The organism is Rhizobium sp. BK312 (assembly GCF_014193605.1).
Taxonomy (GTDB): domain Bacteria; phylum Pseudomonadota; class Alphaproteobacteria; order Rhizobiales; family Rhizobiaceae; genus Rhizobium.
Map to the genome: position 1 here is coordinate 483,978 of NZ_JACHZP010000001.1, position 25,617 is coordinate 509,594.

The 25,617-nt window shown below is 59.0% G+C and carries 26 protein-coding genes and 1 riboswitch; of the genes, 11 read left to right on the plus strand and 15 right to left on the minus strand.

Annotated features, from left to right (window positions below):
- Positions 1 to 2: 2 nt before the first annotated feature.
- Both FHT85_RS02325 and FHT85_RS02330 read left to right on the plus strand, forming a co-directional pair.
- Positions 3 to 1,205 carry a CaiB/BaiF CoA transferase family protein gene (locus FHT85_RS02325; RefSeq protein WP_112411667.1) on the plus strand — a complete coding sequence of 401 codons (1,203 nt, stop codon included), beginning with the start codon at positions 3 to 5 and terminating at the stop codon, positions 1,203 to 1,205.
- Positions 1,202 to 2,860 carry a thiamine pyrophosphate-binding protein gene (locus FHT85_RS02330; RefSeq protein WP_112411666.1) on the plus strand — a complete coding sequence of 553 codons (1,659 nt, stop codon included), beginning with the start codon at positions 1,202 to 1,204 and terminating at the stop codon, positions 2,858 to 2,860. The genes FHT85_RS02325 and FHT85_RS02330 overlap by 4 nt, the downstream gene beginning before the upstream one ends.
- A 41-nt stretch (positions 2,861 to 2,901) precedes the next feature.
- On the opposite strand, the gene FHT85_RS02335 is transcribed toward FHT85_RS02330, so the two are convergent.
- From FHT85_RS02335 to FHT85_RS02345, 3 genes are all read right to left on the minus strand, one after another.
- Positions 2,902 to 3,243: a RidA family protein gene (locus tag FHT85_RS02335; protein WP_112334443.1), complete on the minus strand. Its 342-nt coding sequence runs from the start codon at positions 3,241 to 3,243 to the stop codon at positions 2,902 to 2,904.
- A gap of 89 nt (positions 3,244 to 3,332) precedes the next feature.
- Positions 3,333 to 3,671, minus strand: a complete 339-nt coding sequence (locus tag FHT85_RS02340) for a beta-lactamase hydrolase domain-containing protein (RefSeq protein WP_112334441.1) — start codon at positions 3,669 to 3,671, stop codon at positions 3,333 to 3,335.
- Between the two features lie 72 nt (positions 3,672 to 3,743).
- The gene (locus tag FHT85_RS02345; RefSeq protein WP_112411665.1) at positions 3,744 to 4,583 is read right to left on the minus strand and encodes a DUF4432 family protein; all 840 of its coding nucleotides are present in this window, start codon (positions 4,581 to 4,583) and stop codon (positions 3,744 to 3,746) included.
- A 270-nt stretch (positions 4,584 to 4,853) separates the two neighbouring features.
- Between FHT85_RS02345 and FHT85_RS02350 the strand changes: the two genes are divergently transcribed.
- Positions 4,854 to 6,260: a L,D-transpeptidase gene (locus FHT85_RS02350; protein WP_409527318.1), complete on the plus strand. Its 1,407-nt coding sequence runs from the start codon at positions 4,854 to 4,856 to the stop codon at positions 6,258 to 6,260.
- A 112-nt stretch (positions 6,261 to 6,372) separates the two neighbouring features.
- Here the strand turns inward: FHT85_RS02350 and FHT85_RS02355 are convergent, their stop codons facing one another.
- The 5 genes from FHT85_RS02355 to FHT85_RS02375 form a co-directional block, all read right to left on the minus strand.
- On the minus strand, positions 6,373 to 7,521 hold the full coding sequence (locus FHT85_RS02355) for an iron-containing alcohol dehydrogenase (RefSeq protein ID WP_112411664.1): 1,149 nt from the start codon (positions 7,519 to 7,521) through the stop codon (positions 6,373 to 6,375).
- Positions 7,518 to 8,903 (minus strand): aldehyde dehydrogenase family protein, encoded by a 1,386-nt coding sequence (locus FHT85_RS02360; protein WP_112411663.1) that lies wholly within the window; start codon positions 8,901 to 8,903, stop codon positions 7,518 to 7,520. Before FHT85_RS02360 ends, FHT85_RS02355 begins: the two co-directional genes overlap by 4 nt.
- Positions 8,904 to 9,057: 154 nt before the next feature.
- Positions 9,058 to 10,428 carry a glutamine synthetase family protein gene (locus FHT85_RS02365; protein WP_015340391.1) on the minus strand — a complete coding sequence of 457 codons (1,371 nt, stop codon included), beginning with the start codon at positions 10,426 to 10,428 and terminating at the stop codon, positions 9,058 to 9,060.
- A gap of 127 nt (positions 10,429 to 10,555) precedes the next feature.
- Positions 10,556 to 12,127, minus strand: a complete 1,572-nt coding sequence (locus FHT85_RS02370; RefSeq protein ID WP_112411662.1) for an amino acid permease — start codon at positions 12,125 to 12,127, stop codon at positions 10,556 to 10,558.
- Positions 12,128 to 12,253: 126 nt separating this feature from the next.
- A complete protein-coding gene (locus tag FHT85_RS02375) occupies positions 12,254 to 13,021 on the minus strand; it encodes an N-formylglutamate amidohydrolase (RefSeq protein ID WP_112411661.1) in 768 nt (255 codons plus the stop codon).
- 179 nt (positions 13,022 to 13,200) lie between these two features.
- Between FHT85_RS02375 and FHT85_RS02380 the strand changes: the two genes are divergently transcribed.
- The 7 genes from FHT85_RS02380 (at position 13,201) to FHT85_RS02410 (ending at position 19,414) form a co-directional block, all read left to right on the plus strand.
- Complete coding sequence (locus tag FHT85_RS02380; RefSeq protein WP_015340394.1) at positions 13,201 to 14,073, plus strand: MurR/RpiR family transcriptional regulator; 873 nt, start codon at positions 13,201 to 13,203, stop codon at positions 14,071 to 14,073.
- Positions 14,074 to 14,261: 188 nt separating this feature from the next.
- Positions 14,262 to 15,365, plus strand: a complete 1,104-nt coding sequence (locus FHT85_RS02385) for an ABC transporter substrate-binding protein (RefSeq protein WP_112334428.1) — start codon at positions 14,262 to 14,264, stop codon at positions 15,363 to 15,365.
- A 72-nt stretch (positions 15,366 to 15,437) separates the two neighbouring features.
- Complete coding sequence (locus FHT85_RS02390; RefSeq protein ID WP_015340396.1) at positions 15,438 to 16,328, plus strand: ABC transporter permease; 891 nt, start codon at positions 15,438 to 15,440, stop codon at positions 16,326 to 16,328.
- Positions 16,325 to 17,113 (plus strand): ABC transporter permease, encoded by a 789-nt coding sequence (locus FHT85_RS02395; RefSeq protein ID WP_112411660.1) that lies wholly within the window; start codon positions 16,325 to 16,327, stop codon positions 17,111 to 17,113. Before FHT85_RS02390 ends, FHT85_RS02395 begins: the two co-directional genes overlap by 4 nt.
- Before the next feature lie 11 nt (positions 17,114 to 17,124).
- Complete coding sequence (locus FHT85_RS02400) at positions 17,125 to 18,186, plus strand: ABC transporter ATP-binding protein (protein ID WP_015340398.1); 1,062 nt, start codon at positions 17,125 to 17,127, stop codon at positions 18,184 to 18,186.
- A gap of 106 nt (positions 18,187 to 18,292) precedes the next feature.
- Positions 18,293 to 18,438: riboswitch (FMN riboswitch) on the plus strand.
- Positions 18,439 to 18,527: 89 nt separating this feature from the next.
- Entirely contained in the window at positions 18,528 to 19,004 is a 477-nt protein-coding gene (locus FHT85_RS02405; protein WP_112411659.1) for a 6,7-dimethyl-8-ribityllumazine synthase, read from the plus strand.
- Positions 19,005 to 19,063: 59 nt separating this feature from the next.
- Positions 19,064 to 19,414 carry a VOC family protein gene (locus tag FHT85_RS02410; protein WP_112334423.1) on the plus strand — a complete coding sequence of 117 codons (351 nt, stop codon included), beginning with the start codon at positions 19,064 to 19,066 and terminating at the stop codon, positions 19,412 to 19,414.
- A gap of 39 nt (positions 19,415 to 19,453) precedes the next feature.
- Here FHT85_RS02410 and phnF read toward each other — a convergent pair whose 3' ends face one another.
- The 4 genes from phnF to FHT85_RS02430 form a co-directional block, all read right to left on the minus strand.
- Complete coding sequence (gene phnF / locus FHT85_RS02415; RefSeq protein WP_112411658.1) at positions 19,454 to 20,182, minus strand: phosphonate metabolism transcriptional regulator PhnF; 729 nt, start codon at positions 20,180 to 20,182, stop codon at positions 19,454 to 19,456.
- Between the two features lies 1 nt (position 20,183).
- Positions 20,184 to 20,870 carry a class I SAM-dependent methyltransferase gene (locus FHT85_RS02420; protein ID WP_112411657.1) on the minus strand — a complete coding sequence of 229 codons (687 nt, stop codon included), beginning with the start codon at positions 20,868 to 20,870 and terminating at the stop codon, positions 20,184 to 20,186.
- A 119-nt stretch (positions 20,871 to 20,989) separates the two neighbouring features.
- Positions 20,990 to 21,388 (minus strand): VOC family protein, encoded by a 399-nt coding sequence (locus FHT85_RS02425; RefSeq protein WP_112411656.1) that lies wholly within the window; start codon positions 21,386 to 21,388, stop codon positions 20,990 to 20,992.
- A gap of 68 nt (positions 21,389 to 21,456) precedes the next feature.
- Positions 21,457 to 21,903, minus strand: a complete 447-nt coding sequence (locus FHT85_RS02430) for a tautomerase family protein (protein ID WP_112411655.1) — start codon at positions 21,901 to 21,903, stop codon at positions 21,457 to 21,459.
- A 121-nt stretch (positions 21,904 to 22,024) separates the two neighbouring features.
- Between FHT85_RS02430 and FHT85_RS02435 the strand changes: the two genes are divergently transcribed.
- Positions 22,025 to 22,630, plus strand: coding sequence for a TetR/AcrR family transcriptional regulator (locus tag FHT85_RS02435; RefSeq protein WP_112411654.1), 606 nt, complete (start codon positions 22,025 to 22,027; stop codon positions 22,628 to 22,630).
- A 66-nt stretch (positions 22,631 to 22,696) separates the two neighbouring features.
- On the opposite strand, the gene FHT85_RS02440 is transcribed toward FHT85_RS02435, so the two are convergent.
- The 3 genes from FHT85_RS02440 to FHT85_RS02450 are packed head-to-tail and all read right to left on the minus strand — an operon-like array spanning position 22,697 to position 25,614.
- Positions 22,697 to 23,701, minus strand: a complete 1,005-nt coding sequence (locus tag FHT85_RS02440; RefSeq protein ID WP_112411653.1) for an ABC transporter ATP-binding protein — start codon at positions 23,699 to 23,701, stop codon at positions 22,697 to 22,699.
- A gap of 12 nt (positions 23,702 to 23,713) precedes the next feature.
- Positions 23,714 to 24,778: a Gfo/Idh/MocA family protein gene (locus FHT85_RS02445; RefSeq protein ID WP_112334413.1), complete on the minus strand. Its 1,065-nt coding sequence runs from the start codon at positions 24,776 to 24,778 to the stop codon at positions 23,714 to 23,716.
- Positions 24,775 to 25,614, minus strand: a complete 840-nt coding sequence (locus tag FHT85_RS02450) for a carbohydrate ABC transporter permease (protein ID WP_112334411.1) — start codon at positions 25,612 to 25,614, stop codon at positions 24,775 to 24,777. Before FHT85_RS02450 ends, FHT85_RS02445 begins: the two co-directional genes overlap by 4 nt.
- Between the last annotated feature and the right edge of the window lie 3 nt (positions 25,615 to 25,617).

A 25,617-nucleotide genomic window follows, 5' to 3' on the forward strand; every position in this document is an offset into this window, starting at 1 on the left:
ACATGACGGACCAGAAAACCAAAAAGCCTCCGCTCTCCGGTATTCGCGTCATTGAGCTTGCCCGGGTTCTCGCCGGCCCCTGGGCCGGGCAGATGCTGGCCGACCTCGGCGCCGATGTCATCAAAGTGGAAAATCCCGACGGCGGCGACGACACGCGCCAGTGGGGACCGCCCTTCGTCGAAGGCAAGGACGGCGAGAATCTCTCTGCCGCCTATTACCACTCTGCCAATCGCGGCAAACGCTCCATTACCGCCGACCTCAAGACCGAGGATGGACAGGACCTGGTGCGCCGGCTGGTAAAGACAGCCGATGTGGTGATCGAGAATTTCAAGCTCGGCGGCCTGGTAAAGTACGGGCTGGATTATGAAAGCCTGAAGAAGATCAATCCCCGCATCGTCTATTGCTCGATCACCGGCTTCGGCCAGACCGGTCCCTATGCCGGTCTCGCCGGCTATGACTATATCGTGCAGGGCATGTCCGGCTTCATGTCGATCACAGGCGAGCCGGATGGCCAGCCGATGAAGGCCGGCGTCGCGATCGCCGATATCTTCACCGGCATCTATGCCGTATCGGCAATCGAGGCCGCCCTGATCCATGCGCTGAAGACCGGGGAAGGACAACTCATCGACATGGCGCTGCTCGATGTACAATCCGCAGTGCTCGCCAATCAAAACATGAACTATCTGATTTCGGGTAAGCCGCCCGTGCGGCTCGGCAACGCCCATCCCAATATCTCGCCCTATGAAGTCGTGCCCACCGCCGACGGCTATCTCATTCTCGCTATCGGCAACGACGGGCAGTTCCGGCGCCTCTGCGCCATTCTCGGCATGGAAACCAATGCCGACGACGAGCGCTATGCGACCAACAAGGCCCGCGTTGCGAACCGCAACGAGGTTCGGGCTTTCATCTCGGCCGCAACGCTGAAGTGGAACAAGGGAGAGCTGCTGAAAGCCTGCGAGGCCAACGCCGTGCCGGTCGGCGCCATCAACACGATCGAGGACATGTTCGCCGATCCGCAGATTGTGGCGCGCGGACTGAGGATCGATCTCGAAGATAGCACCGGCGCTGTCATTCCGAGCGTCCGCACGCCGATCGTGCTGTCGGAAACGCCGTTGACCTATACGCGACCGAGCCCGCGCCTCGGCGAACATCAGGAGGAAGTTCTGGCCGAATTGGCCGAACTGGAGGGGAAGGCGAGGAGATGAAGCGAACGGGCGGGCAACTTATCGTCGAGGCTTTGAAGGCCAATGGCGTGCAGCGCATGTCCTGCGTGCCGGGCGAGAGCTTTCTCGCCGTGCTAGATGCCCTGCACGACAGCGATATCAAGGTGCTCGTCTGCCGCCAGGAAGGCGGCGCGGCGATGATGGCGGACACCTGGGGCCGATTGACGGGCAAGCCGGGCATTTGCATGGTCACCCGCGGTCCCGGCGCCACAAACGCCTCTGCCGGCCTTCATATCGCACGGCAGGATTCGATCCCGATGATCCTGTTCATCGGCCAGGTCCAGCGCGATGCCCGCGAACGCGAAGCCTTTCAGGAGGTCGAATTTCGCCGCGCCTTTACCGAATTCACCAAATGGGTCGGCGAGATCGACGATGCCGCCCGCATTCCGGAATTCGTCACCCGTGCCTTTGCGGTAGCCACGTCGGGACGCCCAGGTCCGGTTGTACTGACCCTGCCCGAGGACATGCTGCGTGACGAGGTCGAAGCGCCGCAAGCGCTGCCCTATGTCCCCGTTGCCGCCCATCCGGGCCGCGGCCAGCTTGCAGAACTTAACCAGTGTCTTGCGGCTGCGCAGCGGCCGATGGTCATTCTCGGCGGCACGCGCTGGAACGAGGAAGCGGTTGCCGGCATCAGACAATTCGCCGAGCGTTTCAGGCTGCCGGTCGGCTGCTCCTTCCGCCGGCAGATGCTATTCGACCATCTGCATCCAAACTACGCCGGCGATGTCGGTATCGGCATCAATCCGGCGCTGGCAAAGGAAATCAAAGAGGCGGATCTCCTCATCCTTCTCGGTGGACGTCTTTCCGAAATGCCGTCCTCCGGCTATACGCTGGTCGATATCCCCTACCCGCGCCAAAAGCTCGTCCACATACATCCCGACCCTTCAGAACTCGGCCGCGTCTATCGGCCGGACCTGGCCATTTGTGCCAGCCCAGCGGACTTCGTTGCAGCTCTGGCGGAACTCGATGCGCCAACCGCGACTCCGTGGGCCGAGCGCACGGAACGTATGCACGCAGCCTACCTCACCTGGTCGAAAACACCGGAAAAGAGCCCCGGCGCGGTTCACATGGGCCGCGTCATGGATTGGATCGAAGCCAATACGGCCGATGATGCGATCTTCACCAATGGCGCCGGCAATTATGCCACCTGGCTTCACCGCTTCCATCGCTTCCGCCGCTTCAACACGCAGGCGGCTCCGACGTCGGGCTCGATGGGATATGGCCTGCCGGCAGCGGTTGCCGCAAAACAGCTCTTTCCCGATCGCGAAGTCATCTGCTTTGCCGGCGACGGCTGTTTTATGATGCATGGTCAGGAATTTGCGACGGCTGTCCAGTATGGACTGCCGCTCATCGCTTTAGTCATCAACAACGGCATGTACGGTACAATCCGCATGCATCAGGAGCGGGAATATCCCGGCCGGGTCAGCGCCACCGCACTCGACAATCCGGATTTCGCGGCCCTTGCCCGCGCCTATGGCGGCCACGGCGAAACAGTGAAGGCGACGGAAGAATTCGGCCCGGCCTTCGAACGGGCGCGAGCGAGCGGCAAGCCGGCCATCATCGAGATTGCGCTCGACCCGGAAGCGATCACCCCCTCCCGCACTCTGACGGAAATCGCCCAGACAAAAGGCCGGTGAGCGCGAGCCCACCGGCCTTGAAAAATCACGGATGGCGCGACCTAGAGAGCTGCCGTCACGATGAATTCGACCTTGTACTTCGGCGCTGCAAGCTTGGCTTCGCTGGTCGCACGGGCCGGCGTGTTGGCCGGATCGACCCAGGCTTCCCAGGCGGCGTTCATTTCGGCGAAGTAGGAGATGTCCGAGAGGTAGATGAGCGTCTGCAGGATCTTCGACTTGTTGGTGCCGGCTGCAGCGAGCAGGCGGTCGACTTCAGCCAGCGCAGACTTGCACTGATCGGTGACGCTTTCGCCATCGCCAACCTGGCCAGCGAGATAAACGGTGTTGCCGTGGATGACAGCGCCGCTCATGCGGGCGCCAACGTCGATACGCTTGATGCTCATGGTGTTCTCCTGATGTTGTTCTTCGACAGGCAAGCAGGGCATAGCTCACCGCCTGCCCTGCAATCAAAAGGCCGGGGGAAAGAACCCGTTCAGCCGCGAATGTGATGTGTCTTCTGATAGATCGCGGTCGAGCGTGCGCCGGAGCGGCAATAGCCGAGCATCGGCCGCGGAAACTCGTCCAGCGCATCAACCATGCCCTGGACGGCCTCTTCAGTCACGCCCATCGGGCCGACGGGCACCTGGGTGATCTCCAGACCGAGTTCCTTGGCGCGGGCTTCGATGACACCGAACGGCGTCTGATCCGGGCTTTCGCCATCGGGGCGATGGCAGACGATGGACTTGAAACCCAGGGCCTTGATCTGGTCGAGATCCTCTACGGTGATCTGGCCGGACACCGAGTATTCATCGTCGATCGGGCGGATATCCATGGTTCATGTCCTCTCTAAAACCGTGGCCTTGATCTACGCCGCCATAGGGCGAGCGTCAACCGCGGCACGCTCTCAAACAAAGGCAAAATTGAGCATGAAATTGCGGGCTTGACCGGGCTGGAGAATATTGAATTCGCCTGTCTCTTCCAGCTCGGCCCGCGAGACCCAGCGATGCGAAACAGGCTCGATGCCGAGCACATGCGCCGGCGCGCGCTGATTGCGCCAGACCTGCAGGAATGGCAGCGTGTCCGTTCCGAAACGCACCCTTAGTGTCTTGCCGCCGATGGCCGCGATGGGGCCAAGGCTGATCTCCGCCCAATCCTCGCCCTTGTCCTGCGCGGGCACACAGAAGATATCGCCCCCCTCCTCGCCGAAGGTCCAGGGAAAGCCGCCATTGTCAAGCATCTGACCGGCAAGGCGCGTGCCCTTATCGAACCATTTGCCGCCGATGTTCATATGGTACATCAGGAAGACCGGCATCGCCTCGGTACTCGTATTGACCACACGATCGGCAAGCGAGACCTCGCCCGTCGCGCCATCGATCCGCCAAAGACGTTCCAGCCTTGCGGTGCGGCGTTCGGCGGTGATGACATCGATATCGGCGCGGCATTCCGCGTTGCCATTCTCGAATTTGGTCCAGAGAATTTTGGCTGGATGGGACGCGAAGGAACCATGCAGCGGATAGCGCTTGCCTTCATATGCGCCCGACATCGGCTCCGGATGGCGGATATGATCCGGCCCGCAGGTGAAGAGGAAGCCTTCCACGGAATGACTGATCCGCGGATCTCCATCGTCAGGAACGGCATTTCCCGGCGCAAGATTATTGCCCTCGACAATGCAGGCGCCTATATCCAGCACGGACCCCTCGTCCAGCGTCAATTTCGGCCCTTTCGCCGCAGAAAAATCCATCATCCCCAAAGCCCTCCCTGATTGGCGCCGAGCGCAGGTGCTTTCCCAAGCTGGCGCGCGGCTGAAATAAGCGGTTATTTGGCTTACCAAATCTTAACTTGAAGCCTTGATCACATAAATTTTTATATTTTATTCAGCATGATAATCTAAATCTCCATACTGGCGTCAAAATTGCCATGTGTGTGTCAGCCGAACGACCATCCCGAGGATCCGACAGACGTGAACCGGTTCGTAAAATTAAGTTTTGCCCTGGCAATGACTGCCACCGTGTCCATGCTCGCGCTCACGGACGCGCAGGCACAATATTATCGTAGCGGCAACGGCAACACGGTTCTTGTCACCCCTGACGGCCGGATCCTCGATCAGTATCCTTATGGTGGTGGATATTCCATGGCCCGCGACGGTCGCGGCCGCCGGGTCCTGATTGATGCCTACGGCAATGTCGTCGCCACGGAGATGAGGGCCAGCACCTACTATCCCCGCGCCCCAGCCCGCGATACCTATGGCAATAATGGCGGCCGGTATGGCGACACGCAGCTTTCCAACAACGGCGACTACCAGGACTATCGTCAATATCGCTCCGACAGCTACGGAAATTACGACGGCGCACCCAACAATGGTTACGACCAGCAGGATCGCGGTGTGGTCACCGGCGGAATTCCGCGCGACGGCGATATCCAGCGCCAGCCGCTCGACAATCAGCCATTGCCTGGCAAGAACCAGGGCCAGACGAACCAAAACGGCAACGACTACGCGTCGATCGATCCACAGCAGAGCGCGCCCGACATCGTCAACAAACCGGCACCGGCCGAACCCGTCATTACGCTGAAGGGCAAATCGAAGATGGAGATCACCGCGCTGGAGGTCTTCCTCGCGCGGCAGGGTATTTCGCCTGGTGCGATTGACGGCAGAATGGGTGCCAATGTCACCAAGGCGATCTATGCCTATCAGCAGATGACCGGCCAGACGCTCGACCCGAACAATACCGACGCGATCCTCGAGCAGCTTCGCATGTCCGGCGGTATGCCGATCGTCAACTACACGATCACGGCGGCCGACGCCGCAGGCCCGTATGTCGCCTCTATTCCTGAGGACTATGCGGCTAAGGCACAGATGCCGTCCCTCGGCTATACCTCGACGACGGAAATGCTGGCCGAACGCTTTCACATGGATGAAGGCTATCTGAAGGCGCTCAATCCCGGCGTCGATTTCACCGTGCCGGGCAGCACCATTAAGGTCGTCAATACCGGCCCCAGTAAGACCGGCGCAGTCGCCAAGATCCTGGCGGACAAGGGCCGCAAGCAGGTTTTCGCCTATGACGCCAACGGCACGCTGATCGCCGCCTACCCGGCCAGCATCGGCTCCGCCGACACGCCCTCGCCGTCAGGCACAGTCACGGTCGAGCGCGTCGCCTTCAACCCGGGCTATACCTACAATCCGAAGATCAACTTCCAGCAAGCCGGAAACGACAAGGTTCTCAATATTCCGCCAGGCCCGAACGGCCCGGTCGGTACGGTCTGGATGGCTCTATCGAAGCCGACCTACGGCATTCACGGCACGCCGGATCCCTCGAGAATCGGTAAGACGCAGAGCCATGGCTGCGTGCGCCTCACGAATTGGGATGCGACCGAACTTGCCAAGATGGTCAAGCCGGGCGTCGTCGTAGAATTCGTGGATTGATTACCAGACAGAGCTTCAATGAAAAAAGCCGCCGGGTGACACTCGGCGGCTTTTTTGTTTGGCCTGATATGCTGCCAATTTCATCCCGCATATCGGGGAGCTGAGCGCAGTATCAGAAGCAATCCCGGAAAAGAGCCTTGGTGTTTTCCAGCGTCAGCGGCACCGGATTGCCACCGGCACTCGGATCTTCGATCGCCATGGCGGAGAGCTCGTCGATCCGATCGGGCGCGATGCCCATGGCAGACAGATTTTCCGGCACGCCGAGTTCCGAGCGCAGTTGCAGCACATAGTCGTAGAAGCCGTCAAAACCGCCTGAGATGCCCAGATAGGCTGCGGCGCGGGCAATCTTATCCTCGATAGCCTTGCGGTTGAAACGCAGGACGGCCGGCATGACGACGGCATTGGTCATGCCATGATGCGTGTTGTAGACGGCGCCGATCGGATGTGAGAGCGCATGGATGGCGCCAAGCCCCTTCTGGAAGGCGACGGCGCCCATGGCGGCAGCACTCATCATGTTGGCGCGGGCTTCGAGATCCGTTCCCTCGCGATAGGCGCGCGGCAGGAATTCCTTGACGAGCCGCATGCCCTCCAGCGCGATACCGGCCGACATCGGATGGTAGAACGGCGAGGAATAGGCTTCCAGGCAGTGGGCGAAAGCGTCCATGCCAGTGCCGGCGGTGATGATCTTCGGCATGCCGACGGTCAGTTCGGGATCGGCGATGACGACGCCGGGCAAGAATTTCGGGTGGAAGATGATCTTCTTCACATGCGTTGTGGAATTGGTGATGACGCTGGCACGGCCGACTTCCGAACCGGTGCCGGCAGTCGTCGGCACCGCGACGATGGGCGCAATGCCTTCGACGCTGGCGCGGGTCCACCAGTCCCCGATATCTTCGAAATCCCAGACCGGACGCGTCTGGCCCACCATGAAAGCGACGCACTTGCCGAGATCGAGGCCGGAACCGCCGCCGAAGGCGACGACGCCGTCATGGCCGCCGTCCTTGAACGCCTTCACGCCGACTTCGAGGTTCTTCTCGCTCGGGTTCGGGTCGACATCAGCGAAGATGGCGCGGCCGAGACCTGCATCTTCCAGAATATCCAACGCCGTCGCCGTGATCGCCATCGAGGCAAGTCCCCGGTCGGTGACCAGGAGAGGCTTCTTCATGCCCAGGCTCTTGCAGGCGTCCGCCAGTTCCTTAATCCGACCACGGCCGAGCTTGAAGGCGTTCGGATAGCTCCAATTGGCTGAGATAGTGCTCATGCTGTTACTTTCTTCAGATGATAGGATTTCGGGCGCGTCAGATTGTGGAAGCCGATGATCGACAGCGAGCCGCCGCGGCCGGTTTCCTTGACGCCTGTCCAGCACAGCGCCGGATCGAGATAATCGGCGCGGTTCATGAAGACGGTGCCGGTTTCGATTTCGCGGCCGATGCGCGAGGCGCGCTCGACATCCTTCGTCCACAGCGAAGCCGTCAGGCCGTAGGGGCTGTCGTTCATCAGCTCCAGCGCTTCCGCGTCGCTCTTCACCTTCATGATGCCGACGGCAGGGCCGAAGGTCTCCTCGCGCATAAAGGCCATGGAATGATCGACATTGACGAGAACCTGCGGCGCGAGATAGGCACCGCCATCGTCAGCCGGAAACAGCTTCGGGTCGACCAGCGCCTTGGCGCCCTTAGCGACCGCATCGGCGATCTGTTCACGCACCACCTTGGCAAAGCGCTTGTGCGCCATCGGCCCGAGCGACGTCTCGGGATCAAGGGGATTGCCGAGCTTGTAGTTCGAAACCCAGGCAACGGACTTCTCGACGAAGGCGTCATAGAGCGATTCATGCACATAGATACGCTCGATGCCGCAGCAGCACTGGCCGGAATTGTAGGTCGCTCCATCCATCAGCGTGTCGACGGCAGCGTCAAGATCGGCGTCCTCCATGACATAGCCCGGATCCTTGCCGCCAAGCTCCAGTCCGAGGCTGGTGAAGGTGCCGGCAGCGGCGCGCTCGATCGACCGGCCGCCTTCGACGGAGCCGGTGAAATTGACGAAGTTGAAGCTTCCGGCTGCGATCAGCGCCGAAGTCGTTTCATGATCGAGGAAGACATTCTGGAAGACATCGGCGGGGACGCCGGCCTCGACGAAAGCCTGCACCAGCCGCTCGCCGACGAGCAGCGTTTGGCTTGCATGCTTGAGAATGACGGTATTGCCGGCCATCAGCGCCGGGGCGACCGTGTTGATCGCCGTCATATAGGGATAGTTCCACGGCGCGATGACGAAGACGACGCCATGCGGTTCGCGCTCGATGCGGCGGGCAAAATTGGCGCTGTCCTCGACGACCAAGGGTGCCAGCGCATCGGCGGCGATCGACGCGACATAGTTGGAGCGCTCGTTGAAGCCGCGATATTCGCCGCCGTACTTGATCGGGCGGCCCATCTGCCAGGCAAGCTCCGGCACCACTATTTCGGCCATCTCATTGAGCCGGGCCACGCCCTTGAGCACGAGCTGAACGCGATCCTCCAGCGGACGACGCGCCCAATCTTTCTGCGCCTTGCGGGCGCGCGCGACGACGTCCTTGGCGGCTTCCAGCGACAGCGCCGGCCGCTCGGCATAAACCTCTCCGTTCACCGGGGAGACGCATGTGATCATGGTCATGATCGAATTCCTGTTTTCTTGGTCAGCCAATTGATTGCCTGATGTTGCAGAACCTTTGGCCGCCTCTAAGAAGAAACGGCAGGTCAACAAGCATCCCGGCGCCCCCTGCCCGATCCTAGAATGAAAATCGGGCGAGAGGCAGATCGCAAATGCCTTACGCTCTTTCGAATCCGCGCGCCACTTCCCAATCCGTGATGCGACGATCATACTCCTCCTGCTCCCATTCGGCAGCGCGGGTATAATGATCGATGACATCGTCGCCAAAGGCGGCGCGCAGCATCTTCGAATTGGTCAGGGCCTCGGTCGCACCACGTAGGGTGCGCGGTATCTCGCGAACTTCACGCGCACCATAGGCATCGCCGACAAAGGGCGCCTCCAGTTCGAGCTTGTTTTCGATGCCATCAAGGCCGGCGGCAATCAGGGCAGCAAATGCCAGATAGGGATTGAGATCCGAGCCGCCGACGCGGCATTCGATGCGAATGCTCTTGGTTTCGGCGCCGCACAGGCGATAGCCGGCGGTGCGATTGTCCGTGCTCCAGATTGCCTTGGTGGGTGCGAAGGTGCCGGCAACGAAGCGCTTGTAGGAGTTGATATATGGCGCAAGGAAATAGGTGATTTCGCTGGCATGCGTCAGAAGGCCCGCGACATAGTGCTTCATCAGCGGCGTCATGCCGTGTTCTTTTTCCTTGTCGAAGAACAGCGGCGTCTTGCCGTCCACACTCCAGAGCGACTGATGAATATGAGAGGAACTGCCCGCAGCGCTGTAGTTCCACTTCGCCAGGAACGTAATGGCCTTGCCCTTCGACCAGGCAATCTCCTTGCAGCCATTCTTGATGATGGCATGGCGGTCGGCCATGGTCAGAGCATCGGCGTAGCGGACGTTGATTTCCTCCTGGCCGGCGGAAGCTTCGCCCTTGGAGTTTTCGACAGGGATCTCCGCACCCTGCAGTCCTTTGCGGATTGCCCGCATCACATCTTCTTCCTTCGTGGTCTGGAAGATGTGGTAATCCTCGTTGTAGCCACTGACGAGATTGAGATTGCGATAGCCGGATTCACGCGCACTGTCGTAGCTTTGGTCGAACAGGAAGAATTCAAGCTCCGAAGCCATGTAGGCCTTCATGCCCATCGCTTCGAGACGCTTGACCTGCTTCTTGAGAATAGCGCGTGGCGAATGCGCGACTTCCTCATGAGTATGGTGATCGAGCACGTCGCAGAGGACGAGCGCTGTGCCTTCAAGCCAGGGTATGCGACGGAGCGTGGCGAGATCGGGCTTCATGGTATAGTCGCCATAACCCTTCTCCCAGCTCGTCGACTTGTAGCCGGAGACGGTCTCCATCTCGATATCAGTCGCCTGCAGATAGTTGCAGCTATGCGTTTCCTTCCATGCGCTTTCGATGAAGAATTCCGCCTGGAAGCGTTTGCCCATCAACCGGCCCTGCATGTCGACCTGACATGCCAGAACCGTATCGATGCGCCCTTCGGCCACATCTCGCTTGAGGTCGTCGAACGTATAGCTGCTGCTCATAATTTGGTCCGCCTAGAAGATGGAAGTGGGTCGGCCAGCGGTGCTGTCGGATATGCTTACCGGAGCCGCTCGTCAGTTGGATGGGGCCGCGGTTGCGGCCCCTGCCGGATTGATGCTGAAATGAGGATCACACTTCGCCGACAGCTCGTTCGGCAGCAGCGATATCGCCCTGGCGCTTGGCAATCATGTCGCCGATCGGAGGACCCTGGAAACGGCGCTTCTCAAAGGCGAACCAAATGATTGCAGTCAGGACCAGGAAGCCGATTGTGATATAGAGCGCCCATTCGTTCGGCGGCTGCACACCGATGATGAAGATGACTGCCATGGCAATAACCACCAGAACAGAAACCAGCTTGTAGGTGCCGATGCCCATGTTCCAAGGCCCCATCTTTGGCCATTTCGCAGTTCCGATCGCCTTGATGCCGAGGACGATCGGCACGGTAAAGGAAAGGAACAGGAAGATGACGGTGCACGACACGACGATGGTATAGGCCGAAGATCCAGCAATCGTAACGAGCGAAGCGCCCCAGACGAATAGGACCGAAAGGATCGCAGCCGTCCAGATGGCAATCGAAGGCGTACGGAACCGCGGGCTGACGCTGGCGAGCGACTTCGAGAATGGCAGGCCGCCATCCCGCGAGAAGGCATAAATCATGCGCGATGCGGAGGTTACGGTCGCCAGGCCGCACAGCAGCTGCGAGATGAAGATCGCAACATAGAGGATATTGGCGACCACGGGATTCGTGATGCTGTTGATCGTCCAGAAGAAGACGTTCCAGCCCTGTTTCGATGCCTCGTTCATGTCCGGAATGGCCAGGAGGAAGGCCAGCAGCATGATGTAGCCGAACAACGATGACCACCAGACCGACGAGACCATGCCGCGCGGCACGGAGCTGGAAGCCTTGACGGTCTCCTCCGACGTGTGCGCCGATGCGTCGTATCCCGTAATCGTGTAGATCGGCAACAACAGTCCAAGAGCGAAGACGTACCAGATATTGTCCATCTTCGGCCAAACGGAAGCATCACCTTCCGGCGTTCCGGAGTAGTTGGTGAAAGTCCAGATGCGGCTGATATCCCAGCTCTTGACACCGATCAGGCAGACGATGGTCAGCGCGATCGCGGCGGCAAAGATCAGGTAGCCGGACATATCGGTCAGTTTTGCCGTGAGCCTGATGCCGAAATGATTGATCAAGGCTTGCAGGCCGGTGATGATGGCAACGAAAATGATCTGGTTGGCAAAACCGGCCGAAGTGGTGGTATCGACGGCAATGCCGAACCAAGGGGCGATGGAACCACTGAAGAAGCCCCAAGTACCCACATTGATCGCGCCAAGCACCGTGATCAGGCCGAGAAGATTGAGCCAGGCCGTCAGCCAGCCGGTGAACCGGTTGCCGAGGATCGACCCCCAGTGATAGAGGCCGCCGGCCGTTGGATAAGCCGAAGAAATCTGCGCCATCGAGAGCGCGAAAACGCCCGAAATCAGGCAGCCGAGCGGCCACCCTATACCAATGGCGGCACCGCCCGCGCCAGAAGTCGCCTGTGCAAGCGAATTGATGCCGCCGGATAGAATGCAGATGATGGAGAAGGAAATGGCGAAATTCGAAAACGAACTCATGCGCCGTTCCAGCTCCTGAGCATAGCCCATGGAGTGCAGGATTTGTATATCCTGCTTTTTGTCTAACTCTGAATAATCAGACATGCCATTCCCCCTAAAGCCCGGTCGTCCGCGGGATTGCGGAGAACCATGTGTCACATTGGCCGCTGGCATTTCACCATGCGGCCCGATCGCAGTTGAACTGCTCCCCGGGGTCTTTTTCTTTTATGCTCAGGCTTCCAGACTGCTCTGGAGAAGCCCCGTCAGATAATCGGCCACGACCCCTTGGCCGACGTCATCCCGAATGAGGTCGTTGCGAACCTCGATCATTACGTTATGCAGACCATTGGCAAGCCCATGCAGCTTCAGCGTATGGGTAACGCCGTCTTCAGGCCCGTAAGGCTGGTTTCGTTCAGTCTTGTAGAGTGGCGCTTCGGTCGCTGCGTCCAACATGCGATCGGCCAGCCAACGGTCTTCGTCATGCAGAATGCCAAGCTCCACTGCGCGCGGCTTGCCATTGTAGATCGGCGTGAAGCTGTGAATTGTCACGATCACGGTTTTTTGTCCGCGTGCGGCACGCTCCTTCAAGAGCGACCGGATGCGATCGTGGAACGGGATATAGAGCCCCTCCGTGCGGGCCTGCCTATCCGCTTCGCCCAGATGCTGATTGCCGGGGATCGTATAGATCTCGCTCGTCTCCGGCATGGCACCGGCGCTTTCGGGGGGCCGGTTGCAATCATAAATCAGCCGGGAGAAGCGCTGAAACACCAGAGTGGCATCAAGGCCCGCGGAGATTTTCCTTGCAACCGCGAGTGCACCCGGGTCCCAGGCGATGTGGCTGGAACGCGCCTCGGCTGAAAGCCCGAGATCGCCGAACCGCTCGGGAATCTCACGCGAGGCATGCTCGCAAACGAGCAAAACTGCGCTGCTTCCGTCCGGCCTTTCGACCGCGACGCAATCGCCGTCCGCCTTCGACAAAATGCCTTGCTGCGCAAGCATCAGAGACGCCCCAGTGCCGATTAATAAAATCTTTATAAGAAAAGAATTCTTCAGGTTTTCCCTGCTGTCAACTGGAAACTGAAATTATTTCTTCATTTGTGACATTGACTCGAATTGTGACAGCGTTGTTATATCCTGGAAAGAAAACGGCATCAGACCGTTTGGGGAGCAAAAATCGAGTGAGCAATGCGTCGAAGACAGTTTCGGACGTGATCAATGCGCGCTTTGACACTTTAACGCGCGCCGAAAAGCAGCTCGCCAAGAGCTTGCTCGACAACTATCCCGTTTCCGGATTGGGTAGCATCACCACCGTCGCCGAGAATGCGCGGGTTTCGACCCCGACAGTCGCGCGCATGGTGCAGAAACTCGGATACAAAGGCTATCCGGACTTCCAGGCCCATCTTCATCAGGAAGTAGAAGCGACGATCTCCAACCCGCTGACAAAGCACGATCGCTGGGCGTCGAACGCTCCGGGTACGCATATCCTCAATCGTTTTGCCGATACCATCACAGGCAATCTGCGGCAGACCCTGTCGGACCTCGACGTGGCAACCTTCGACAGCGTCGCGGCACTGCTGTCGGAAAGAAAACGCGCACTTTATTTCGTAGGCGGCCGCATCACCGGGGCGCTTGCCGAATATTTCTTCACTCATATGCAGGTCATCCGGCCGAATACGACCTTGCTCTCTTCGAACTCAAGCGCATGGCCGCAATATGTCCTGAACATGAATCCGGGCGACCTGCTCGTCATCTTTGATATCAGGCGCTACGAGCAGGAAATGGTCAATCTCGCGGCGGCTGCCCGCCGCCATGGCGCTGAAATCATCGTCTTCACCGATCAGTGGGCAACTCCGGCCGCCAAACACGCCAAGCACACGTTCCGCGTGCAAATCGAGGCGCCATCCGCCTGGGATTCATCGGTCGTTACCCTGTTCATCGTCGAAGCCCTGATCGAAGCCGTCCAAAGCTCGACATGGGACGAAACGAGCGAGCGCATGAAGACACTGGAAGGTCTTTTCGAACAAACCAAGCTGTTTCGCAAGCTAAGCTGAAGGGGAATGAAAACAGAAAATAACAGCTCTTGGAGGATGTGGAATACAGCGACTGTCATACTTGTCGATTAGAAGCAAAAATCGACTGCGTTTTCAGCAAACCCAACGCTTTGAAGTCGTCACACAACCTTCATGTAACGTCATTAACAGCAACGCCAGGCACTGAAAACCCTAAAGGAGGAAATGCAGTGATCTCGAAAATTCATCGTCTTCTGACAATCTCTACCGCAATGCTCGTCGCTTCGACGGCTATTGCCGCCGCGGAACCGAGCGCCGATCTCATCGCTGCTGCCAAGAAGGAAGGCACGCTGACCACCATCGCGCTGCCCCACAACTGGTGCGGTTATGGCGATCTGATCTCTGCCTTTAAGGCAAAATACGGCATTGAAGTCAACGAACTGAATCCGGATGCCGGTTCGGGCGATGAAGTCGAAGCAATCCGCGCCAACAAGGGTAACACCGGCCCGCAGGCTCCTGATGTGATCGACGTTGGTCTCTCCTTCGGCCCGACGGCCAAGAAGGAAGGCCTGCTGCAGCCCTACAAGGTTTCCACCTGGGATTCGATTCCGGACAGCGCCAAGGATGCCGAAGGCTACTGGTATGGCGACTACTACGGCGTTCTCTCCTTCGTCGTGAATAAGGACGTTGTGAAGAACCCGCCGAAGGACTGGGCCGACCTCCTGAAGCCGGAATATGCAAACACCGTTTCGCTCGCCGGCGACCCGCGCACCTCGAACCAGGCCGTTCAGGCCGTCTACGCCGCCGGTCTCGCCGCTGGCGAGAAGGATGCAGTCAAGGTCGGCGCCGCCGGTCTCGACTACTTCGCGAAGCTGAACAAGGCCGGCAACTTCGTTCCGGTCATCGGCAAGTCCGCTTCGCTGGCTCAGGGTGCAACCCCGATCGTCGTTGCTTGGGATTACAACGGTCTTTCCTGGCGCGACAGCCTGAACGGCAACCCGCCGGTTGACGTCACCGTTCCGGCTTCGGGCGTTATCGCAGGCGTCTATGTCCAGGCGATCTCGGCTTTCGCTCCGCATCCGAACGCTGCCAAGCTCTGGATGGAGTTCCTCTATTCCGACGAAGGCCAGATCGGCTGGCTCAAGGGCTATTGCCACCCGATCCGCTTCAACGATCTGGCGAAGAACAAGAAGGTCCCGCAGGAGCTTCTCGACAAGCTGCCGCCGGCTGCCGCCTATGAAAAGGCAGTCTTCCCGACGCTCGACGAGCAGGCTGCCGGCAAGACCGCCATCACCACCAAGTGGGATTCTGTCGTCGGTTCGAACGTACAGTAATTTGACCTGACATGACCTCCCCGCTTCGGCGGGGAGGTTTCCGTTTTTCTGACGCCGCGGATTGGGCCAATCATGAGCATCGCCACAACATCAACGGTCAGTTCCACTCCGATGATCAACAAGCGTGTGGTTATCGATTGGCTGGGAATAGCACCCTTCCTGATCTTCGCGCTGCTATTCCTGATTCTTCCGACGATCTATTTGATAGCAGGCGCCTTTCTGACGCCGGACGGCAGCCTGACGCTCAAGAACATCGCCGACCTGTTCACGCCGACGATCATGAGCGCCTATTGGATCAGTATCAAAATCTCGGTCGCTTCGGCGCTCGGTGGCGCGATCATCGGCTTTTACCTGGCTTGGGCACTGGTCCTTGGCGGGCTTCCCACTTGGATCCGTCACGCCTTCCTGACCTTCTCGGGGGTCGCATCGAATTTCGCCGGCGTGCCGCTGGCCTTCTCGTTCATCGCCACGCTCGGCCGCCAGGGTCTGGTCACGATATTGCTCGCTCATTTCGGCTTCAACCTCTACGGCAGTGGCTTCAACCTGCTGAGCTTCTTCGGCCTGACCATTACCTACATGTACTTCCAGATTCCGCTGATGGTGCTGATCATTACGCCTGCGCTCGACGGCATGAAGAAGGAATGGCAAGAAGCTGCCTCCATTCTAGGCGCAACCAATGGACAATATTGGCGGATGGTCGCCTTGCCGATCCTTTGGCCGAGCCTGCTTGGCACGACACTGCTACTGTTTGCAAATTCGTTCGGCGCCATCGCGACTGCAATTGCACTTACCGGCAGCTCGCTGAATATCGTTCCCATCGTACTCTATGCGCAGATCCGCGGCGACGTGCTGCACAATGCCAATCTGGGCTATGCGCTCGCGCTCGGCATGATCGTCATTACGGGTATTTCGAACGTCATTTATATCTTGATGCGCATGCGCGCTGAACGGTGGCAGAAATGAAGCTGCAAAAATTCTTCGCCTGGATCGCCGTTGCCATCGGCCTCATCTACTTCCTGGTGCCGCTCATCGGTACGCTGGAGTTCTCGCTGCGCATGCGGCGCAACGCTTACAGTTTTGACGCCTATGCCTCCGTCTTTTCGGATTTCGGTTTCATAACGGCCTTTGGTTTCTCGATGTTGATGGCGCTTTTGACCATTATGTTCGGTATGCTGCTCGTTGTCCCCACGGCCTATTGGGTGCGGTTGCGGTTGCCGCAGCTCCGCCCTGTCGTGGAATTCATCACCTTGATGCCGTTGGTCATTCCGGCCATCGTCATCGTTTTCGGCTATCTGCGGCTCTATAATTCGTCGTCGATCCTGCCGCTGACCGGCTATAATTCGACGACGAACATTCTGCTCGTCTGCTCCTACATTGTATTGTCGCTGCCCTATATGTATCGTTCGGTCGATACGGCGATGCGTACCATTGATGTCGGCACGCTGACGGAGGCTGCCGAAAGCCTTGGTGCAAAATGGACAACCATCATGTTCAAATGCATCTTTCCGAATGTCATGAGCGGTGTGCTTTCCGGAGCATTCATCACCCTTGCGATCGTCATGGGCGAATTCACCATGGCATCGCTGCTCAACCGTCCGGCATTCGGGCCCTACATGCAGCTCATGGGCGCCAATAGAGCTTACGAGCCCTCTGCCCTGGCCATCATCGCGCTTGCCGTTACCTGGCTCAGCATGGGCCTGTTGCAGCTCGTTTCCCGTTTCTCAAAATCCGCTCCGATTAAGGCGTAAGGCTTCTCACCATGGCTTTTCTCGAACTCACCCACATCAAGAAGTCCTTCGGCGACATTCACGTCGTCCATGATTTCAATATGCAAATCGAGAAGGGAGAATTCGTCTCCTTCCTCGGACCGTCGGGCTGCGGCAAGACGACCGTGCTGCGCATGATCGCAGGTTTCGAAACGCCGACCGCCGGCACCCTGTCGATCAATGGCAAGGACCAGCGGGCGCTGAAGCCGAACCAGCGCAATATCGGCATGGTCTTCCAGGCCTACGCATTGTTTCCGAATATGACGGTGCATGACAACGTCGCCTTCGGCCTCAAGGTGGCCGGCATGGCAAAGCCTGACATCGACAAACGCGTCAAGGAGATGCTGGCTCTCATCAAGCTCGATCATCTCGCCGGCCGCTATCCCTATCAGATGTCCGGAGGCCAGCAGCAGCGCGTAGCGCTCGCCCGCGCCATCGCCGTCAAGCCGCAGGTGCTCCTGCTCGACGAGCCGCTCTCGGCTCTCGACGCCAAGATCCGTATCTCGCTGCGCGAGGAAATCCGCGCCATCCAACAGCAGCTCGGCATCACCACTGTCTTCGTGACGCACGATCAGGAAGAGGCGCTGTCCATCTCCGACCGTATCGTGGTCATGAATGCAGGCCGCGCCGATCAGATCGGCACGCCGTTCGAAATCTACAACAAGCCGGCAACCCGTTTCGTCGCCTCCTTCGTCGGCACGCTGAATCTGATCGAAGGCAAGGTCGTCGATCCCGACAGTAACCGCATCATGATTGGCGATCAGGGCGTGACCCTGAAGCAGTCGGTGACCGCCTACAAGCCGGGCGATACCGTATCGCTTGCCCTGCGTCCGGAAGCCGGTTCGCTGGCGGAATCGGCCAAGGGCGATACAGCCCTCACAGGCGAAGTCTCCTCGGCACATTTCCTGGGCTCGGTCATCCGCACCCGCATGAATGTCGCCGGCAACACGATTTCCTTCGACATGTTCAACAGCCCGGGCATGATGCCTCCGAGTGTTGGTGAGAAGGTGACGTTGCGTTTTGCCTCCTCCGACCTCCTCGTCATTCAGGACTGAGAAAGAGCCCTCCATCGCCGGGTCATTTTGGAAAATTATTCGCAGACGCCGGGCCAAAACCCCTGCGTTTTTCTTTGATTTCCATAAGGCAAAGCATCTATAGTCCACGCGTTCTCAGGGCGGGGTGCAATTCCCCACCGGCGGTATGGGGAGTTTCCTCGAGCCCGCGAGCGCCTTCCGGATTTCGGAAGGGTCAGCAGATCCGGTGAGATGCCGGAGCCGACGGTATAGTCCGGATGGAAGAGAGCAAGCAGGATCGTACCTCCTCCGCGCGAGGGGTGCTGCGATGTTGCGTGTTCGCCCAAGGGATATTTGACAACAACCCTTGAAAGGCAAAATTCATGACCATTTCGATTTCTACCCAACCGAGCCGTATCGCGATCATTCGGGCCCGCTGGCACGCCGATATCGTCGATCGCTCGGTCGATTCCTTCGTTGCTGAATGGCAGACGGTCGAAGGCGCACCGCCGATCGATATCTTCGAGGTACCCGGGGCGCTGGAAATTCCGCTGCACGCTCAGACGCTTGCCCGTAACGGCCGCTATTCCGCGATCATCGCCACCGCTTTCGTTGTCGACGGTGGCATCTATCGCCATGAATTCGTCGCCAATACGGTTCTCGATGCCATGATGCGCGTCCAGCTCGATACCGGGGTGCCGATCCTGTCGGCGGTCCTGACGCCGCATCACTTCCAGGAATCGGAAGCGCATATCCAGTTCTTCAAGGAACATTTCATCATCAAGGGCCGTGAAGTCGCCAGCGCCTGCCGCCACATCCTGGCGGAGCGCGGCAAGCTGCTGCCCGCCGTCACAGTTTAAGCTTAGCATGGTGGAGGCGCGGCATCTGCCCGCCTCCATGTCCACCAGGGAGGAAGTCAGTGGCCGTCCTACGCATCATCCCGAACCTGCCGGCAGCCGATCCAGACACGGCTCGTCTTTTCTATCATGACCTTCTCGGCCTCGACATCGTCATGGATCACGGCTGGATCCTCACCTTCGCCTCCGAAGCGGCAACAGTGCCGCAGATCAGCGTCGCCAGCGAAGGCGGTTCGGGAACGCTCGTCCCCGACCTTTCCATCGAAGTCGACGATGTCGACACGCTCTATCAGCGCGCCACCTCCATGGGCTTCGGCATATTGTATGATCTCACGGACGAGCCATGGGGTGTCCGCCGCTTCTATGTCCGCGACCCGTTCGGCAAGGTCGTCAATATCCTGTCCCACCGCTAGTTCAAGCTCGCGGAGAGCCTCAAGGGTTCCCCGGCACTCTTACCGCAGATCGAGATTGAATGTGGTGCGCTCGGCCGGCCAGACCGATTCCGAATAGGTGATCGGCACTCCGTCGGTATCCGCATCCACCTTGCGCGTCACCAGCAGCGGCACGGATTTCGGCTGGCGCAGGATCCGCGCTTCGTCGGCCGTCGGCATACGCGCCTCGATCTCCGTCAATAACCGCTCGTAGTCAGTGACACCGTAGCTGGCGAGCGCCGCCGAGATTGTCGGATGCTGTAATCTAGCATGATCGAAATCGGGAAAACGTTCGGCAGGATAATAGGAATCCCCCAATTCCACCGGAATGCCGTCGGCCGTCATGACGCCGCGACGATGGATGACCGGCGCGCCGATTGCGATCTTCAGATGGGCCGCGACGCGTTCGGTCGCCGGCACGATCTCGTGAACGAGCAGCTCGCCGCCCGGTTCGAAACCCTGCTCGATCAGATTTTTGTGGAAGCGGGTGCGCTTCGACAGCGTATAGTCGAGCACGCCCCTATGAACGAAGGTTCCCCGTCCCTGTTCGGCGCGGACCAATCCACGCTGCTCCAAGTGCCCCAGCGCCTGGCGCACGGTAAAACGGCTGACGCCAAATCGCTGCATCAGTTCCGGCTCGGTTGGCAATTTCTCTCCGGGCGCGATTGTCCCAGTGGCGATATCGGCCGCCAGGATCTCGCCGATCTGATGCCAGAGCGCGCTGCCGCCCTTTCGGTCGATCGTCTCCATATCAGATACGCTTCTCCAACCGGAACAGCAGCTTGTATTCAGCAGGGTAGCTCAGTGCATCGAGAATGCTCGGATAATATTTCCGATCCTTGGTGGCACGCACAAAACCATCATAGCCGAAGCGCCTGACGGAAACATCGAAGCCTGCCGCCGTGAAGGCCTCGATATAGTCCTGCGGCGAACGATCCTGCATGGGCGCATTGCTATTGTTGCCGATCAGCTCTAGCCACTTCGGCCAGAGCGGCATTTCGTTGTGGCAACCGGTCACCGCGTAGTAGACGCCCCCATTGCGCATGGCCCGGAACATCCCTTCGGCATGCTCTTTCAGCTGCGGCAGCAGATAGATCACCTCATAGCTGAAGGCCACGTCGAAGCTGTCGGCAAAGGGCGCCAGGTCGGTCGTGACACGAAACTGGAGCGGCATGCTGCCTGCGGCTTCGACGGCAGCAGCCACAGACTCCGAAGCAATATCGATACCGACGCCGCGTCGGAACGGCCGCATGGCATAAAGCAGCCGCAGAAAGCCGCCCCGGTTGCAGCCGAAATCCAGGACGGTCTTCGAGGAGAAATCCCGCTCCGGCACCGTCTCGATGAAGTGCCGCCAATAGGGGCTATGAGATTCTGCCATTGCGGCGTCACCCTGCGGTTCCTTGTGCCAGGTTGCATAAGTCGTTGCTGCGCTCGTCATGATACTCTCGCTGTTGGAGTAGACTGAACCCTTGATAGCCAGGTCTCATAACAGTCATGTGAATTCATCCGGACGACCGGACTAATAATGATAATCTCTCACGCGTGATCAGTTGGCGCCTACTGCGGGCAGTCCACCATCCATTGCACGCCGAACCGATCCGTCAGCTTGCCGTAATAGCTACCCCATGGCTGCACGGCGAGTGGTGTCGTCACGTTGCCGCCTTCTGCCAATCGGGCAAAAATCCTGTCGGTACTCTCTCGGTCATCCACCATGAGCATATGAGCGGAACCTCGCATCGGCTCAGCATCATGATTGTCAGAGGCGAAGAACAAGATGCCTGGTCCCTCAAAGCGAGCGTGCATTACCCTGCCCCGCATCGCTTCGTTTGTAAGCGGTATCCCATCATCCGTACTGTGACGGATCAACAGCGTCACTTGGCCCAGCCCGCAGGCCGTATAGAAAGCGAGGGCTTCATCGCAATGCGTCGTAAAAAACAGATAATTAGCGAGTTGCATTTCCTGCCTTCCTTGTTGTCGAACGAACGGCCCACGCGGCCGCCCGTATTGATGCCAACTACCCCATCTCAAGCGCGACGAGTTTCGACCTCGGGCACTGCGGCGCCTGCAATCGCAGCGATAAGATCGGCATTGCTGTAGCTTTGCCCCGCGATGCCCCAAGCACCTTCAGGCGCATAGACTATATTCGACCAGATATGCTCACGCTTGACCCGTCCTTCGGCCGCCCGCTCGACGACATCGGTCGCCCTTGCAATGAAGGCACGCTTGGCTTCCGCGGTCGCGAGTGCGATTTCGGGTAGTTTGAGTTCGATGAAGGCCGCCGCAACGGGCTTTCCAGCTGCAAGCACATGTGCGGCCGGAAGCACATTGATCGACCCGATGACATTGGCCGTCATGAATTCATTCCCGGCCAAGCCGGCAACATCGAGGACTGCATCCGTCAATCCGGCAAATGCTTGCGCCTGCGCTTCGGATGAAAGCAGCCCTTCGGATACGGTGAGTGTAATGGGCATTGGAACATCTCCTTGTTGGACCCGTGGCGGCAATTGATATATACCGATCACTCTTTAACGATACATACCGATCTCTCTCTATGCAAGCAATAAAGAGAGATCACTCTCAATGGAGGCGGCAATGCGCTATAGCGCCGAACACAAGGAAGAAACCCGAACCCGTGTCGTCGCGGCCGCGGGGCAGGTATTTCGCAAGGAAGGCTATGGCGGCGCGGGCATCGATGCGCTGACGAAAGCGGCCGGCGTTACCAACGGCGCCTTCTATGGACACTTCAAGTCCAAGAGCGAAGCGTTTCGCACAGCCGTCGTGGAAGGCTTGCAAGAGCTCCGTCAAGGAATCCTGGCGCTCAGGGAAAACCAGCCGAAAGACTGGCTGAAGGCGCTTGCCAGCTTTTACCTCGGCTACAAGCGGACTTGCGATCTCGGTGATAGCTGCACGCTGCCAAGCCTTTCCCCCGATGTCATGCGTGCCGATGAGGAAACACGCCGCGTCTATACGGTGGAATTGAAAAAACTAATCACCGATGTCGCCGCCGGCCTGCCGGAAAGCACAAGCTCTGGTGAAGCAACGGCAGAGGATCGTGCCATCGTTCTTCTCGCTACGCTGAGCGGTGGCCTGACGCTTGCTCGCGCCGTCTCCGACCCCGCCCTTTCCGTTCATATAGCCGAAGTCATTGAGCGGGCTGCTCTGACAGCGGGCGATCCTTCGCGACCGCAAGGCGAATGACGATGCAACTCAAGCCGTGAAGATACAACCGAGACGGAGCCTATTGCTTCGTCTCGGCGGGGCCATTTACGCCCGGATTGCCTTATCGTTCGCATCGAAACGATGCATCTGGTTCGCATCGGGCGTTGCATAAACCATCTCGTCCGGCTCGTATTGATGCTCCCCGAAGAGACGCGCAGTGAGAAGGCCGGTGGTTTCGGATTCGAGATAGATGATCGTATCGGCACCGAGATGCTCGACATGGATGACCTTGGCCGCCCATGTGCCGTGATCGCGCGACAGCGTGATATGTTCGGGGCGAATGCCGACGGTCTTGGCGCCGCTTTGGCCGAGGCGCTCGGCCGGGATGAAATTCATCTGCGGCGAGCCGATGAAGCCGGCCACGAAAGTGTTGGCCGGACGATTGTAGAGCTCCATCGGTGAACCGATCTGCTCGATCGCACCGGCATTGAGCACGACGATCTTGTCGGCAAGCGTCATCGCTTCGACCTGATCGTGGGTAACGTAGATCATCGTCGCCTTGAGACTGCGATGCAACCGGGCGATCTCCAGACGCGTCTGCACGCGCAGCGCGGCATCGAGATTCGACAGCGGCTCGTCGAACAGGAAGAGTTCCGGCTCGCGAACGATGGCGCGGCCAATGGCGACGCGCTGGCGCTGACCGCCGGAAAGCTCGGCTGGGCGGCGGGCGAGATAAGGCGCAAGCGACAGCATGCCCGACGCCTTCTCGACCCGGCTGTCGATCTCGGCCTTCGCAGTGCCGGCCTGTTTGAGACCCAAGCCCATATTGTCCTTGACGGTCAGATGCGGATAGAGCGCATAGGACTGGAACACCATCGAGATGCCGCGCTTGGCCGGCGGCGTGACCGTCACATCCTGGCCGTTGATCAGCACGGCGCCGGAAGTCACGTCCTCGAGGCCGGCGATGCTGCGCAGAAGGGTCGACTTGCCACAGCCTGAGGGCCCGACGAAGATGACGAACTCACCATCCTTCACCTCGAGGTCGATGCCCTTCAGCACATCATGCGTACCATAGGCCTTGCGGATGGATTTCAGTTGAAGCGATCCCACAGTCTCTTGTCCTTATAGATAAACAGGCTTGCCGGTGCGCACGCTCTCATCGGCGGCGAGGCATATGCGCAGCGATTGAACGGCATCTGCCATATGGCGATTGAGGTCGAGATCCTCGCGGATGGCTTTCAGCATGAAGGCCTGCTCGAAGTCGCAGAGCTCCTGATGACCTGGCTCACCATCCATATGAAGATCCTGATCCGGCCGGATGAATTGGCCGTTCGGCCCTGTCTCGGCGCTATGGAGCCGAATGACCGACGTCTTCGTATGCATGTCGATATCGTCGGACTTGGCGTTCTGATCCATGACGATCGAAACCGAGCCGTTCGGCGACATCACGTCCTTCACGAAGAAGGCCGTTTCCGAAATCATCGGCCCCCAGCCGGCCTCGTACCAGCCGACCGAGCCATCCTCGAAGATCACCTGCAGATGCCCATAATTATACATGTCGGGCTTCACCTCCTGCGACAGCCGCAGGCCCATGCCGCGCACCTCGACAGGCTTGGCGTCGGTGATCTGGCACATGACGTCGACATAATGCACGCCGCAATCGACGATCGGCGACGTCGTGCGCATCAGCGCCTTGTGCGTCTCCCAGGTCGGGCCGCTCGATTGCTGATTGAGGTTCATGCGGAACACATAGGGACCGCCGAGCTTGCGGGCTTCGGCGATCAGCCGCATCCACGAGGGATGGTGGCGGAGGATATAGCCGATCGCCAGCTTCTTGCCGGCCTTCTTGGCAGCGGCGACAACGCGCTCGGCATCCTCCACCGTAGTTGCCAGCGGCTTCTCGACAAAGACATGGCAACCCGCCTCAAAAGCCATGACGGCGAAATCAGCATGGCTGTCGGAATAGGTATTGATGGAGCAGAGATCCGGCTTCAGCTCCCTCAATGCCACCTCGAAATCCGCATGGATCGTATAGCCGCGCAGTTCCTCAGGCAGCTCCGGCCTGGAGCGATTGACGAGGCCGACGATCTCGAAACCCGGATTGTTGTGATAGGCCAGCGCATGGCTGCGGCCCATATTGCCGAGGCCGGCGACGAGAACGCGGATCGGCTTTTCGGATGAGCTCACTTGACTGCTCCGGAGGTAATGCCGCGAATGAGTTGACGCGAAAAGATGACGTAAAGGATGAGGATCGGCAGAATGGCAAGCGTCAGCGCCGCTAGCACCGCATTCCAGTTGGTCACGAACTGGCCGATGAAAATCTGCGATCCGAGGGTCACCGTCTTGGTCGCCTCGCTCGGCGCGAGGATCAGCGGAAACCACAGATCGTTCCAGATCGGGATCATGGTAAAGACGGCAACTGTCGCCATAGCCGGACGGACTAACGGCAGGACGAGACGGACGAAGATGGCATATTCGCTGAGACCGTCGATACGGCCGGCATTCTTCAGGTCGTCGGAAACTGTCCGCATGAACTCGGACAGGATGAAGATCGCGAGCGGCAGACCCTGCGCCGTATAGACGAGAATCAGCGCCGTCAGCGTGTTGACGAGGCCGGCAGCCACCATGCCCTGCAGGATGGCGACCGTACCAAGACGGATCGGGATCATGATGCCGATCGCCAGATAAAGGCCCATCACCGTATTGCCGCGGAAGCGGTATTCCGACAGCGCAAAAGCGGCCATCGCCCCGAATAGCAATGTCAGGATGATCGAGACGATGGTGACGACGAAGCTGTTCTGGAAATAAGTCAGGAAATCCCCCTGCTTCAGAACGGTGTCATAGCCGATCATGCTGAAGGAGGATGGCGTCGGGACGCTCAAGGGTGCGCGGAAAATCGAAGCGCGATCCTTGAAGGAGTTGATGACCGTCAAGAATACCGGAAAAATAGCAACCAGCGTATAGGCAATAAGCGCCAGATGGACGAAGCCGGTACGGATAAGGGAAGTGCGTGCCTTGGACATGAG

Excerpts from the sequence above, each read along its gene's own strand:
- FHT85_RS02375 (WP_112411661.1), bottom strand. The coding sequence starts at position 13,021 with ATGCTTGCGCAGCAAGGCATTTTGTCGAAGGCGGACGGCGATTGCGTC.
- FHT85_RS02340 (WP_112334441.1), bottom strand. The coding sequence starts at position 3,671 with ATGGATATCCGCCCGATCGACGATGAATACTCGGTGTCCGGCCAGATC.
- FHT85_RS02450 (WP_112334411.1), bottom strand. The coding sequence starts at position 25,614 with ATGTCCAAGGCACGCACTTCCCTTATCCGTACCGGCTTCGTCCATCTG.
- FHT85_RS02400 (WP_015340398.1), top strand. The coding sequence starts at position 17,125 with ATGGCTTTTCTCGAACTCACCCACATCAAGAAGTCCTTCGGCGACATT.
- FHT85_RS02395 (WP_112411660.1), top strand. The coding sequence starts at position 16,325 with ATGAAGCTGCAAAAATTCTTCGCCTGGATCGCCGTTGCCATCGGCCTC.
- FHT85_RS02345 (WP_112411665.1), bottom strand. The coding sequence starts at position 4,583 with ATGATGGATTTTTCTGCGGCGAAAGGGCCGAAATTGACGCTGGACGAG.
- FHT85_RS02325 (WP_112411667.1), top strand. The coding sequence starts at position 3 with ATGACGGACCAGAAAACCAAAAAGCCTCCGCTCTCCGGTATTCGCGTC.
- FHT85_RS02360 (WP_112411663.1), bottom strand. The coding sequence starts at position 8,903 with ATGACCATGATCACATGCGTCTCCCCGGTGAACGGAGAGGTTTATGCC.
- FHT85_RS02420 (WP_112411657.1), bottom strand. The coding sequence starts at position 20,870 with ATGACGAGCGCAGCAACGACTTATGCAACCTGGCACAAGGAACCGCAG.
- FHT85_RS02355 (WP_112411664.1), bottom strand. The coding sequence starts at position 7,521 with ATGAGCACTATCTCAGCCAATTGGAGCTATCCGAACGCCTTCAAGCTC.
- FHT85_RS02370 (WP_112411662.1), bottom strand. The coding sequence starts at position 12,127 with ATGTCTGATTATTCAGAGTTAGACAAAAAGCAGGATATACAAATCCTG.
- FHT85_RS02335 (WP_112334443.1), bottom strand. The coding sequence starts at position 3,243 with ATGAGCATCAAGCGTATCGACGTTGGCGCCCGCATGAGCGGCGCTGTC.
- FHT85_RS02405 (WP_112411659.1), top strand. The coding sequence starts at position 18,528 with ATGACCATTTCGATTTCTACCCAACCGAGCCGTATCGCGATCATTCGG.
- FHT85_RS02430 (WP_112411655.1), bottom strand. The coding sequence starts at position 21,903 with ATGCCCATTACACTCACCGTATCCGAAGGGCTGCTTTCATCCGAAGCG.
- FHT85_RS02365 (WP_015340391.1), bottom strand. The coding sequence starts at position 10,428 with ATGAGCAGCAGCTATACGTTCGACGACCTCAAGCGAGATGTGGCCGAA.
- FHT85_RS02390 (WP_015340396.1), top strand. The coding sequence starts at position 15,438 with ATGAGCATCGCCACAACATCAACGGTCAGTTCCACTCCGATGATCAAC.
- FHT85_RS02435 (WP_112411654.1), top strand. The coding sequence starts at position 22,025 with ATGCGCTATAGCGCCGAACACAAGGAAGAAACCCGAACCCGTGTCGTC.
- FHT85_RS02330 (WP_112411666.1), top strand. The coding sequence starts at position 1,202 with ATGAAGCGAACGGGCGGGCAACTTATCGTCGAGGCTTTGAAGGCCAAT.
- FHT85_RS02350 (WP_409527318.1), top strand. The coding sequence starts at position 4,854 with ATGCTCGCGCTCACGGACGCGCAGGCACAATATTATCGTAGCGGCAAC.
- FHT85_RS02425 (WP_112411656.1), bottom strand. The coding sequence starts at position 21,388 with ATGCAACTCGCTAATTATCTGTTTTTTACGACGCATTGCGATGAAGCC.
- phnF (WP_112411658.1), bottom strand. The coding sequence starts at position 20,182 with ATGGAGACGATCGACCGAAAGGGCGGCAGCGCGCTCTGGCATCAGATC.